We start from the raw sequence: 13,378 nt of genomic DNA, 5'->3' as shown, positions 1-13,378 counted from the left end.
AACCTTTAAATTTTTCAATCTTTTAACTTTACAACATATAAATACACACAAATGTCTAAAGAAGTAAAAATATTAATTGTAGAAGATGATGAAAATCTTCGTTTTTTAGTTGCACACCGTTTAAAAGCCGAAGGCTATACCGTTTTAGAAGCAAATGATGGAGAATCTGGCGAGCGGATCATTATCGCTGACCAGCCTGATATTGTACTATTGGATTGGATGATGCCAGGTAAACAGGGTGCCGAAGTATGCGAAAATGTTCGTAAACAAGGCTTCGAGAACCTGATCATTATGATGACAGCAAAAGCCCAGGATGTAGATAAAATTGATGCGTATAATTTTGGCGCTTCAGATTATATCACCAAGCCTTTTAATATGGATGTATTGGTAGCCATGTTGGAGAGCAAGGTGAAGTTTATTGTAAATAAAGATACGGCCGAAATTCACCGTTTTGGTAATATGGAGCACCATCCGAATATTCATACTTTATTCAGAGAAGGAAAGAAAATTGAGCTCACCATATTGGAAAATCGCATTTTGCTTTACTTTTTGCGTAACCCTGGAAAAGTAATCAACCGTGATGAATTAATGCTGGTGGTTTGGGGTTATAACTCTGATGTAAATACCAGAACACTTGATATGCATATTGTTCGGTTGCGTAAAAAAATTGAATTAAATCCTGATAACCCTCAGTTATTACAAACCGTTAGAGGTGTTGGCTATCGCTTTAATGCGGGGTAATACAAATGATTGAGGCTTGAATGATAGAATTAGAGAATGATTGAATGTGTTGGCGTAATACTTTTCCATTCTCTCATTCCTTCCTTCAATCTCTCATTCCCTCCTTCAGTATTCTCATATTAAGCTCTTTTCAACGTAAAAACCGTAATTTCTGGCAACACGCCAACCCTTCCAGGATAGCCTAAAAAGCCATAGCCAACATTAACGTAAAGCTGTTGTTTTTGTTCCTGATATAAGCCTGCCCACTCTTTATAGATATATTGTACGGGGCTCCACTGATATTCTTTAAGGCGAACACCAAACTGCATCCCATGTGTATGGCCGCTGAACATGGCATCAATTTGCGGATACTTTTTTAGTACCTCTCCACGCCAGTGTGAAGGATCGTGGCTTAATAATAGTTTTACAGGTAAATCATCTGTGTTTTGAACAGCTAATTCCATTTTTCCATATTTTGGAAAACGCCCCATTCCCCAGTTCTCTATGCCCAGGATACCAATTTCTTCACCATCAACCTTAAGTCGGCGGTGATCATTCATCAACAAATCATAGCCCATAATTTTGTGTACATCCACCATGTTCTTCAGGTTTTTTACTTTGGCCGGAGATGACTCCTTTCCAAAATAATAATCACCATAATCGTGATTTCCAAGGGAAGAATAAACACCAAGAGGCGCTTTAACCTTTGAGAAAATATCCTGATAATCTCGAACCTCATTAGTCAGGTTGTTCACTAAATCGCCAGTAAAAAATACGAAATCAGGTTTTTCTGCCAACAGTAATTCCACGCCACCTTTTACAGCAGTCTTATTATAAAAACTACCAGAATGGATATCAGAAATCTGCGCCATAGTAATGCCATCAAAAGCTTTTGGAAGGTTAGGTAAAATGAGGTTTACTTTCCTAACCTGATAATCGTAAGCACCAGAAATGATGCCCCAGCTTAAAGATGTAAGTGGAACGGCTGCCGCAACTAAACCTGCCTTAACCAAAAATTCTGAACGTGAAATCTGATCAGTTTCACTGATGGGCTGATCTTTAACCACCGCTTTTTTTCTGAAAACTTTGATATACAGTCTGCGTAAATCGTCCAGAACCAAGAAAGGCAACATGGCCATTTTACAGGCAACTGTTAAAAAGAATGCCACTAAAATGATTGCCCTAAGGGTGAGAAAAAGATTGAGGTAAATGCCTGCGAAAACCCCTATAATAAGCAGAATGCTATAGCTCCAGTATAAAATGGAGAAGATTTTTTTAGTGGTTGGCTTCCATTTTTTGAAAACAGAAATAATTGCCCTGAAGCAATAAATATCGAAAATGATGATGAAAATGCAGGCAGCTATGATAAAAGGTAATCTTCCCATGAGAAAAATTTAATAAAGAAAAAGCTTTGACAAATTCTCTCCTATTGGAAAGAATTTGTCAAAGCTAAAAAATTATAGATTAAAATTATCTGAAATCATCTTCATCTTCTTCCTCATCAAATTCGGCATTAAATAAGCTACCGAACATATCAGAAAAACCGAAGCCACCATTTAGATAATTTTTACTTAACTGAGAATATTCTGCTAATCCATGTAATACAAATTCCATAAGCAGCAGGGTTTGATTTTCACTTAATTTTGGATGGAATTTTTTAACCGTATCATACAAACCTGGTACCAGCATCAATGCTTTTTTATATTGTGCATTGCTCAAACTATCCGTTACATCTACATTGTTTCCTTCCGTAAACCATTCGGTAATTTCAGTATATGGATTGGCGGTCTTCGTTTTCTTCGCTTTCTCAGGATCAGGAAAATATCGTGCAAATAATGTTTTAACAGCCTTGCCGATTAAAGTCGTGGCTACATGTGCGGGCCCTTCTAATTCACCTTCATAAACCAGTTCGATCTTTCCGGTAATGGCAGGGATAATTCCAGCTAAATCTGATAAGCGAACGAATGTGCTTTTTTCACCAGAGATTAACATTCGGCGTTCAGCAGTGCTGATTAAGTTTTCATAAGCTGAAATGGTCAGCCTTGCTGAAACACCAGATTTCTGATCAATGTATTCACTTTTGCGGGCCTCAAAAGCAATTTGTTCAATCAGGTCTTTTAACAAGCCATCTGCTTCAATAGCCGTTCTTTGGGCTTCTGTTAGTTTAGCTTCCTGAAAAGTGATTTTACGTGAAATTTCAATGCTTTTTGGGTAGTGTGTTAAAATCTGACTTTCGATCCTATCTTTCAAAGGCGTTACAATGCTACCACGGTTGGTATAATCTTCCGGATTTGCTGTAAATACAAATTGAACATCTAAAGGTAAGCGTAATTTAAATCCACGGATTTGAATGTCTTTTTCTTGCAGCATATTAAATAAGGCCACTTGAATCCGAGCTTGCAAATCGGGCAATTCATTGATCACAAAAATACTTCTGTGTGCTCGTGGGATCAATCCAAAGTGGATTACACGCTCATCGTTATAGGTTAATTTTAAAGTCGCCGCTTTAATTGGATCTACATCACCAATTAAATCTGCAACGGTAACATCTGGTGTAGCCAGTTTTTCGGTATAGCGTTCACTGCGGTGCAGCCAGGCAATTTCTGTAGCATCGCCTTTCGTAGAAATTTCATTTTTGGCATACCACGAAATAGGATTCAATGGATCATCAAATATTTCGCTTCCGGCTACATATGGAACATATTCATCCAGCAAATTAACCATTAAACGGGCTATACGTGTTTTTGCTTGTCCGCGTAAGCCCAAAAGCAGGATGTTGTGGCGGGAAAGAATTGCAGTCTGCAATTCCGGAATTACAGTTTCATCGTAACCGATTATGCCTTCAAATTCTGTTTTTTTATCTTTTAAAACTTTAATCAGGTTTTCTCTCAATTCTTCTTTAACTGATCTTGATTGATATCCTGTGGTTTTTAATTCGCCTAATGTGGTGTTTTGCATTTTTTAAAATAGGTTTAGGGTTTATGATTTAGTGATTAGAGGTTTTGTAAATCGCGTTGCTTCACCGCCAAATTTTTCCCTGTTTAAATGTCGTTTATTATGTAATTATGGTTTATCAACTTCAACCTCGATTTATTTTTCAACTTCAGACTAAAGACTTTCAGACTCCAGGCTATTTCACTGTTTTTCTTCTGTTTTTAATGTAATCCTCAAATATGTATTCGCCAAGGCCATTTAATGAACTGTAAAATGCTCGTCCACCATTAATTTCAGTAAACTGGCGGACAAACTGTTGTAAATACGGGTCTTTGGCAATCATAAAAGTCGTAATCGGAATTTTCAATCGCTTACATTGGGCTGCCATGTTTAAGGTTTTGTTAATTACCTTTCTATCCAAACCCATGCTGTTTTTATAGTATTTCCCATTTTCTTTTAAACAGGTAGGTTTCCCATCTGTAATCATGAAAATTTGTTTGTTATGTGTTTTTCGGCGGCGCAGTAAATCGGTCGCCAGTTCTAAACCTGCAAAAGTATTAGTATGGTAAGGCCCTACCTGAAGATAGGGTAAATCTTTTACCGTGATGGGCCATGCATCATTTCCAAAAACCACAATATCCAGTGTATCTTTTGGGTATTTGGTTTTAATCAGTTCTGCTAAAGCCATCGCTACTTTTTTAGCGGGTGTAATTCTGTCTTCGCCATATAAAATCATAGAGTGCGAAATATCAATCATCAGCACGGTAGAAGTTAAAGTTTTAAAATCCTTTTCTTCTACTTCCAAATCACGGTCAGTTAAAGTGAAATCACCTATACCATGGTTAATTTGTGCATTCTGGATCGATGCAGTCATATCGATCTGATCTAAACTATCGCCGAAATTATATTCGCGGCGATCGGCATTTTTTTCTTCACCAATACCAGACTGATTACTGTTATGATTTCCGCGGCCAGATTTTTTGAGCTTACCAAAAATTTCATCTAAGGCAGATTTACGAATGGTTTGCTCGGTTTTAGCGGTAATTTTGAATTCTCCGGATTGATTGTCTTCCGTTAGATAACCTTTATCTTTCAGGTCATCAATAAAATTCCCAATACCATAATCATTATTGGTTAATTTATATTGTTTGTCGAGTTCGTTTAGCCAGCTTAAAGCTTCCGCCGCATCACCCGCTGTATAATTCAGCAATTCGCTAAATAATTTTAACAACTCATCAAACCCACCTTTTGGCGTATCGCCAGGATTATAATCAGAAAAACGGAAACCTCTCATGTGCTTGTATTAACGATTTATCGAAGATAAAAGTTTCGATTTGCATTAATTTAAGTGTGATGTCATATTTGGGCGTGAAGCGGAAAGATGACACTGGAAATGGAGGATTGAAAACAGAGAATAGGATATAGAGAACTTATTGCTACAAATGCTCTAATATCAGAATAATGGCGTTATTGCTCAAGGCTTCTAATTCCACTTGTGTTACGTCCCAAAGTGACAAACCATCCCGGGCATGCAATAGCCTGCCTTCAATTTCGAAGGCTCCATCAATAATGAAACAGAAAAATCTGTTTTCTGGGTTTTGAAGGTGATAGGTGGTTTCTTTCCGTCCCGCAAAAATCCCCGCACTTAATTTAAAAGGTAATTTCGAGCTGGATATAATTTCTATCAGCTGGTTTGGATTCTTTTCGAAATCGAAATTGAACAGCATCTCACTTGCCCGAAGTAAAAACAGATCTGTAGTAATTCCAATCTGCATATAATTCACCACGTCATTGGGATAAGGATTACTGATTTCCAATACTTCTCCTTTTCCTACGTTTAAAACCTGCACCTGGCCAGTTTCGATCGAAAACTCCTTTCCATTCTGCACCATATCTAACCCACCGGTAACAGGAAAAAATAGCTGATAAGAATCTTCCCTGGATAGAAAAAAGGTAAGCTTATTTCCGGCAATGGATTCATCATTACAAATAAACAGTTCTCCTGATGCTTGTTTGTGCTCATTGTAATACTTTTCGAAGTTAAAAGTACAGTGTCTTTTTGCAATTGAGGTTTCTATGAGGCCCCTTTGATCAGCAAGGTATATTTTTCCCGAAGTGATGTCCATAATTATGAGATGTTTTTGATAGCATGAATGCTAACAAATGGTTGAATCTGAAACAGATTGGTGAAAATTTCATCTGTTGTTTTTTTATTAAATGCTGAAACCAGCAGGTATTGATCAATGCTATCATGCCATAATAAGGGCCTGGAAAAGAAATTTATTGCCACCTTGTGTTTATCAATTTGATTTAAATCAGAATTAATGATTTCAAATTTAAAGTTTTCAAAAGTAAGAAAACGCCTGCCAAGATTATCCAGTACATCTGGAATAATTCCATTGAGCTGTTGCAGATATCCCGTAATTGCAGCGCTAACCAGAAAATGAAGTTTTTCTGAACCAGGGACATTTAAAATGATCTCAGCAAAAGTACTGTGTTTTCCTTCCTGATTATAGAACTGCGATTGCATTTTCAGCTCGGTAAAACTATCCTCATGAATAAATTTATCCCATGGATTTGTGGCTGTTGAATCAATGATTTTTCGATAACACAGCGTAATTACTTTTTGTGGCATGGTATAAAATTAAAAAAGACGCTGAGCGTTGCCAGCGTCTAAAAAAATAAAGGATTTAAAAATATTATGCCTTAACATTTAGTTTGAAATTTAATTCGAAACCAGCAGTTAAAGATCCTGTTACTGTGGCAATTTCAACACCTGTTTTATCATCGCTAAAAACATTATCAGCATTATTATAGGTATATCCACTCATTCCCTTACTATAGCCATTTACTAATGCTAAAGCAGTTCCGGATCCTTCCGGGAAGGCAATTTGCGTAATACTTAATGATATTCCAGCCGTGTTGTAAACATGTACATGAATGTGTGTGGCCCTACCACTATACCAGCCAGGAAAAATTGATGTAAAGGTTACTAAGCCATCGGTATTAGTGGTTTGCCTGCCACGTAAAAAATGAACAGATTGATAGTTGGTTGATTGCATACCTGTGCCACCATACTCAGAATAATTGCCTTCTGCATCGCAATGCCAGATATCTACAATCGCGCCTGCCAATGCCGCACAACTGTTATTGATATTCCCAATAGTGATTTTAATGCTTAATTTATAACCCATTTTGCCATCAGTAATATCACTGCGCACATAAGAAGCAGGAGTTTTGGTCGGAAATGGCCCTTCAGTTTCTGTAGGTGCCACCGTGCAAGAGCCGTTAGTACTGGTTGTTGTTCCGGCTGTGCCTGAGCCAGCTGTTGTGCTGCCATCTGTACTTGTTTTTTTGCAAGCATCAATAATAACAGGAGTGGAGATTGCTCCAATCATTAAACTCCTGATAAAATTCTTTCTTTCCATAGCCTTTAAATGATGTTTTTGTTAGTTCGATAAAATTGCTTGATATGGTAGCAACAATCAAACATGTGTCGATTAGCTAAATGGAAGTGTCGGTAAATGAACGTCCCGTTAAAAATTGTTAAGGTTTAACTTTGCAACTGTTGCCAATCTTCAATAAAGGATGCATATGTATTGCTGATGGGGAGAATTTCGCCGTTTAAAAGTTCGGCTTTTCGATTAAGTATGGATTTTACTTTGCTCACCGGCACTACGTAACTGCGATGAATGCGTTTAAATTTGTCTTCCGGTAATTTTTCCAGTAACCTTTTCAGCGGCATTAAACTTAAAATCATTTTGCTGTTCTGGATATGTATTTTTACATAATCTTCCAGGCTTTCAATATACAAAATGTCTTTTAAGTCAATTTTAACCAATCTGTATTCTGAATGTACAAAAATACTCTGCTCAACAACTTCCTTCTGGTTAGTTTGCTGATATTGATAAAAATCTATTGTTTTATTAATCGCCTTCTTAAAACGCAAATATTCAATCGGTTTTAAAAGATAATCTACAGCGTTTAGTTCAAATCCTTCAAAAGCAAAATTCTTATAAGCTGTAGTAAAAATAACCATAGGTTTCTGAATCAATGATTTATATAGATTAATGCCCGTAATATCAGGCATGTTGATGTCTAAAAATAATAAATCAACAGAAGTGTGATTTAAATATTCAGATGCGGCTATAGCATCTTCAAAAACTTGTACCAGTTCAAGGTTTTCATTAGCCATAATATAACTCTGAATGAGCGATAGTGCCAAAGGTTCGTCATCAACTGCAATACATCTTAAACGCATATCTTTTAAAAGTGGATAGTAAGGTTTACGGTAAAAAAGCCATCGTGATCAGAAACGTTTAATACATGTTTGTTGGGGTAAATATATTGTAAACGCTTTTTAGTATTCTCTAAGCCAATTCCTGTTCTTTCTGTATTTTTCTTATCTGGGTAAAGTACATTTTTGCAATAAAAATTAATTGAAGTATCTGTTACGTTAATATGAATCACCAAATCTCCACATTTATGATTGCTAATGCCATATTTAAACACATTTTCTACAAATGCCATTAATATTAAAGGCGCAATCTGCTGGTTTCCGATTAACCCTTCTAACCGATACTCCAGCGTGGTTTTTTTAGTTAAGCGTAATTTTTGTAAGCTGATAAAATCCGTAATGCAATCTATTTCATTTTGCAAACCCACAAAATCATGATTAGCCTCATCGGTAATGTACCGCATAATATTGGATAATTTCATAATAGATGGTCCGGTGTGATCATCTTTAATAATGGCCAGGGTGTAAATGTTGTTTAGCGTATTGTACAAAAAATGCGGATTCACCTGCGCCTTTAAAAATGATAATTCTGCCTGTGCCTTCTCTGCTTCTGCCTGTAAAGCCCTTTTAGTGGTTTCCTGTAATTTCTTATTGGTTTCTTTAATTACACTGATTACAATAATTAAAAGGTAAAGAAAAACACTGATGAAATCAGCCCTTGGTTTCATGGGTGGTGGAATACCTTTCTTCTGGAAATTCCATGGTGGTGGGGGTGGCATTTCTCTGGGGTACTGCATTTCGTTCTTCCGCAGCATAAACTTATCAAATGGCCTCGTTACAATAAGAAAGATTAAAATAATAATCAGGCTTGAAAAATATAATAAATATTTTTTCTGAAGATAAAGCTTCGGGAATAATACATAGGCATGCAAGAAATATATACCTATAATGCAAAAGCAAAATAGCAGATGAGGCACTAATAAATCTGCTGGCCGAACAAATAATGAATCTTGTCTGAATAGCATTAAAAGCGGCAGCGACAGTATAAATAATGCTGCAATAAACTCAATTAAAATTTGAAAGATCGCTTTCTTAGACATTATGCAAATAGAAAATAAACTAAATAAAAAAACGAATTGTATCGATAATATAAAGTTTTCTGTAGATGATTTGATTTATCAGTAGCAATATAACTGATATTTTAGAATATATCCTTAATTTTAGCCACTAATAACTGCCAAACTGACTAGCGCAATGCAATGGCTTGGTTGTTGTAACACACCATTTTTTAATAATAAATACGATTTAAAACATAATGTTAGGATTTTTAGCGAAGGTTTTCGGAAGTAAATCAGAAAGAGATATTAAGGCTATTCAGCCATTGGTTGTTAAAATCAACGAAGAATACAGCAAACTTTCAGCGCTCAGCAACGATGAGTTGCGTGGTAAAACGATAGAATTTAAAGGCAGAATATCTGCTTTTTTAACTGAAATAGATGGTAAAATCTCTGCCTTGAAAGCTGATGCTGAAAGTGAAGAGCTGGATCTTCATCAAAAAACGGCCATTTACGATCAGGTTGATGCCTTAGGAAAAGATCGCGATGCTGAATTAGAAAAAGTTCTTTTGGAAATTCTTCCTGAAGCTTTTGCAGTGGTAAAAGAAACATCTCGCCGTTTAAGTGAGAACGATTATTTAGAAGTTACCGCAACACAATTTGATAGAGATTATGCAGCACGCAAAAGTAATGTTAAAATTGTAGGTGATAAAGCACAATGGGCAAACCGTTGGGATGCTGCCGGAACTGAAGTGGTATGGAACATGGTTCATTACGATGTACAGTTAATCGGTGGTATTGTTCTACATAGTGGTAAAATTGCCGAAATGGCTACTGGTGAGGGTAAAACCCTGGTGAGTACTTTACCAGCATATTTAAATGCACTTGCCGGACAAGGTGTTCACATCGTAACCGTGAATGATTACCTGGCCCGCAGAGATAGTGAATGGAATGGTCCATTATTTGAATTTCATGGCTTAAGTGTAGATTGTATCGATAAACATGAGCCAAACTCTGAAGAAAGAAGAAAAGCTTATGCTTCAGATATCACTTACGGAACCAATAACGAGTTCGGTTTTGATTACCTGCGTGACAATATGTCGCAAACGCCAGATCAATTGGTTCAGCGCAAGCAACACTTTGCCATGGTGGATGAGGTCGATTCAGTATTAATTGATGATGCCCGTACACCGTTAATTATCTCAGGCCCGATCCCTCATGGAGATCAACATGAATTTTATGAGTTAAAACCACGCATTGAGCGTTTGGTAAATGCTCAAAAGGCATATGTTTCTCAAGCATTAAATGAAGCCAAAAAATTAATTAACGCTGGTAACAGCGGAACAGAAGAGGGTGAAGGTGGTTTAGCATTATTACGTGCTTACCGTGGTTTGCCAAAAAATAAAGCCCTAATTAAATTCTTAAGTGAAAGTGGTGTTCGAGGTTTGTTGTTGAAAACAGAAAACTACTACATGGCAGATCAATCTAAGAATATGCCTAAGGTAGATTCTGAATTGTTCTTCTATATTGATGAAAAAAATAACCAGGTAGAATTAACAGAAAAAGGTATTGAGTTGATTACCCAATCAGGTGAAGATCCTCATTTCTTTGTTTTACCTGATGTAGGTACAGAAGTAGCAGAGCTTGAAAAATCAGACTTGCCTTTAGAAGAAAAAGTATCTACCAAAGATGCTTTAATGCGTGATTATTCTGTAAAAGCAGAACGCATTCACTCTGTAAATCAACTATTAAAAGCTTATACCTTGTTCGAAATTGATGTAGAATATATCATCGATGAAGGAAAGATTAAAATTGTTGATGAGCAAACTGGGCGTATCATGGATGGTCGTCGTTATTCTGACGGATTACATCAGGCGATTGAGGCTAAAGAAAATGTTAAAGTTGAAGATGCAACTCAAACTTATGCTACCGTAACCTTGCAAAATTATTTCCGTATGTACCATAAACTTTGTGGTATGACGGGTACTGCAACTACTGAAGCTGGTGAGTTCTGGTCAATCTATAAACTGGATGTTGTTGAAATTCCAACCAATAGAAATATTTCAAGAAGAGATGAGCAGGATTATGTTTACCGTACCGTTCGTGAAAAGTACAATGCGGTTGCTGATGAAATTGTAAAGTTAACACAAGCTGGTCGTCCGGTGCTGGTAGGTACAACTTCTGTTGAAATTTCAGAATTGTTAAGCCGTATGCTTAAACTTCGTGGAATTAAACACAACGTATTAAATGCTAAAATGCACCAGAGGGAGGCTGATATTGTTGCTGAAGCTGGTCAGTCTGGAACAGTTACCATTGCCACCAACATGGCTGGTCGTGGTACGGATATTAAATTAGGTGCAGGTGTAAAAGAAGCAGGTGGTTTAGCCATTGTAGGTACTGAGCGCCATGAATCACGTCGTGTTGACAGACAGTTACGTGGTCGTGCCGGTCGTCAGGGTGATCCGGGTTCTTCACAGTTCTTCGTTTCTCTTGAAGATAACTTAATGCGTTTATTTGGATCTGAAAGAATTTCTGGCATTATGGTGCGCATGGGTATTGAGGATGGTGAAGTGATTCAACATTCTATGATTACCAAGTCTATCGAACGTGCACAGAAAAAAGTAGAAGAAAACAACTTTGGTATTCGTAAACGTTTATTGGAGTACGATGATGTGATGAACTCTCAACGTACTGTAATTTATGCTAAACGTAAAAATGCTTTATTTGGCGAACGTTTAGATGTGGATATGAACAACATGGTTTTTGATGTTGCTGAAGATATCGTAACAGAATATAAAGAAGAGGCTAATTATGATGGTTTCAAACTAGAAGTAATTAAAAACTTCTCTTTAGATACCGCCATTACCGAAAAAGAATTTGCATCAACCAATGCTGCACAGCTATCTGAAAAATTATTTGAAGAAGCAGAAGCTTTTTATGCCCGTAAATCAGAAGCAGTAATTCAACAATCTTTGCCGGTTTTAACTCAGGTTTATGAAGAACGCGGTGAGCTTATTGAACAAATCGTTGTTCCATTTACGGATGGTATTCGCGGCATTCAAGTTGCAGTAGATTTGAAAAAAGCAATCGATAATAAAGGAAAAGAGGTTGTTCGTTCATTCGAGAAAACAATTGTTCTGGCTTTAATTGACGACAGTTGGAAAGAGCATTTACGTGAAATGGATGATTTGAAACAATCAGTTCAAAATGCGGTGTATGAGCAGAAAGATCCATTGGTTATTTATAAAATGGAAGCCTTCAACTTATTTAAGAGCATGCTTAATGCAGTGAATAAAGAAGTAGTAAGTTTCTTATATAAAGGTGGTATTCCAGTTCAGCAAGAGGCTGAAGACTTGAGAGAAGCACCAGCACCAGTAAAACAACCTAAGTTACAAACAACCAAACAGGAGTTTGGTAGAGAAGAACCAGGTATTGAGTTTGGTGATACGCGTGAAGCTGTTCCGCAGCAACCTATCCGTAAAGAAGCAACAGTAGGCAGAAATGAACTGTGCCCTTGTGGAAGTGGTAAAAAATATAAAAACTGCCACGGCGCAAATTTGTAAGATAAATTATATAGCACATTATTAAGGCCTTGACTTTCGTCAAGGCCTTTTTTGTACAAATAGGTTTTTAATGCTCAGATTTAATACTATATTTATTGACGTAGACTTTAACTCATCTACTTGTTCTAATCAACACAATCCTTAAACGTATTTACAAGCTATTGATCAATTTTGAAGTTGGTAGGCAACTTCTTTACGCGGTTAATATAAAAGCGGAGCTGAACCGTAAACAGGGCGGAACTGAAAAGCCATAAGAGTAGGGACACATAACACACACACAAAAAATGAAAAAAGTATTTACCCTTGTTGCCATCTCGGCAACATTGCTGCTTTCGAGCTGCGCAACCATCTTCACCGGAACAAAACAAAACGTTCAGATTAATTCTAACCCTCCAGCTGCTGATATCGAAGTTGATGGAGTTAAAGTAGGTGTTACACCAATGGCAGTTCCATTGAAAAAAGGATTTTCAGGCCCAATGGTTAGCTTAAAACTTGATGGTTATGAAACCAAAACCTTTCAACCAACGCCAGCATTCAATCCTGTTGCCGTATTAAATTTATTAGGACTGATTGGTTGGGCAGTTGATGCAGCTACTGGCGCAATGATGAAATATGATCCAAAAGTTTATGAATTAAAGTTAGAACCAAAGAAAGCAAATTGAGACTTCTCATAGCATGGAAATAGTACAAAAAGCCAGGTTTCGAAATGAACCTGGCTTTTTTTAAACACGCCTTTAGTTGATAATATTCAGTAGGAAATTTGTCATTTCGACCGCAGTAGAGAAATCTTTGAATTGTCATTAACCGATTAACTATTTTAAAATATTTCTCGGCTTCGCTGTGCTCAGCCAGAATTGATGATCCAAAAA

Annotated in this window: 11 protein-coding genes; 3 read left to right on the top strand and 8 right to left on the bottom strand. The window is 36.8% G+C overall.

What is annotated here, in order from left to right:
- Positions 1-51 precede the first annotated feature (51 nt).
- Entirely contained in the window at positions 52-741 is a 690-nt protein-coding gene (locus tag EV200_RS06765) for a response regulator transcription factor (protein WP_132530405.1), read from the top strand.
- Between the two features lie 119 nt (positions 742-860).
- Here EV200_RS06765 and EV200_RS06760 read toward each other — a convergent pair whose 3' ends face one another.
- The 8 genes from EV200_RS06760 to EV200_RS06725 form a co-directional block, all read right to left on the bottom strand.
- Positions 861-2,105 (bottom strand): metallophosphoesterase, encoded by a 1,245-nt coding sequence (locus EV200_RS06760; protein ID WP_132530403.1) that lies wholly within the window; start codon positions 2,103-2,105, stop codon positions 861-863.
- Positions 2,106-2,190: 85 nt separating this feature from the next.
- Positions 2,191-3,678: a sigma 54-interacting transcriptional regulator gene (locus EV200_RS06755; RefSeq protein WP_132530401.1), complete on the bottom strand. Its 1,488-nt coding sequence runs from the start codon at positions 3,676-3,678 to the stop codon at positions 2,191-2,193.
- Between the two features lie 172 nt (positions 3,679-3,850).
- Positions 3,851-4,948, bottom strand: coding sequence for a vWA domain-containing protein (locus EV200_RS06750; RefSeq protein WP_132530399.1), 1,098 nt, complete (start codon positions 4,946-4,948; stop codon positions 3,851-3,853).
- A gap of 142 nt (positions 4,949-5,090) precedes the next feature.
- Positions 5,091-5,780 (bottom strand): pirin family protein, encoded by a 690-nt coding sequence (locus EV200_RS06745; RefSeq protein ID WP_132530397.1) that lies wholly within the window; start codon positions 5,778-5,780, stop codon positions 5,091-5,093.
- Between the two features lie 2 nt (positions 5,781-5,782).
- Entirely contained in the window at positions 5,783-6,289 is a 507-nt protein-coding gene (locus EV200_RS06740; RefSeq protein WP_132530395.1) for a hypothetical protein, read from the bottom strand.
- 64 nt (positions 6,290-6,353) lie between these two features.
- A complete protein-coding gene (locus EV200_RS06735; protein WP_132530393.1) occupies positions 6,354-7,082 on the bottom strand; it encodes a dioxygenase family protein in 729 nt (242 codons plus the stop codon).
- A gap of 125 nt (positions 7,083-7,207) precedes the next feature.
- Complete coding sequence (locus EV200_RS06730; protein ID WP_132530391.1) at positions 7,208-7,915, bottom strand: LytR/AlgR family response regulator transcription factor; 708 nt, start codon at positions 7,913-7,915, stop codon at positions 7,208-7,210.
- A gap of 5 nt (positions 7,916-7,920) precedes the next feature.
- Complete coding sequence (locus EV200_RS06725) at positions 7,921-8,706, bottom strand: sensor histidine kinase (RefSeq protein ID WP_165877882.1); 786 nt, start codon at positions 8,704-8,706, stop codon at positions 7,921-7,923.
- 500 nt (positions 8,707-9,206) lie between these two features.
- Between EV200_RS06725 and secA the strand changes: the two genes are divergently transcribed.
- Both secA and EV200_RS06715 read left to right on the top strand, forming a co-directional pair.
- Positions 9,207-12,509 carry a preprotein translocase subunit SecA gene (gene secA, locus EV200_RS06720; protein ID WP_132530387.1) on the top strand — a complete coding sequence of 1,101 codons (3,303 nt, stop codon included), beginning with the start codon at positions 9,207-9,209 and terminating at the stop codon, positions 12,507-12,509.
- Between the two features lie 284 nt (positions 12,510-12,793).
- Positions 12,794-13,171, top strand: coding sequence for a PEGA domain-containing protein (locus EV200_RS06715; RefSeq protein WP_132530385.1), 378 nt, complete (start codon positions 12,794-12,796; stop codon positions 13,169-13,171).
- The last annotated feature ends 207 nt before the right edge of the window (positions 13,172-13,378 follow it).

This window comes from Pedobacter psychrotolerans (assembly GCF_004340665.1).
GTDB classification, from domain to species: domain Bacteria; phylum Bacteroidota; class Bacteroidia; order Sphingobacteriales; family Sphingobacteriaceae; genus Pedobacter; species Pedobacter psychrotolerans.
Note: the sequence above shows the minus strand (reverse complement) of the source record. Positions and strands in the feature narration are given on the sequence as shown.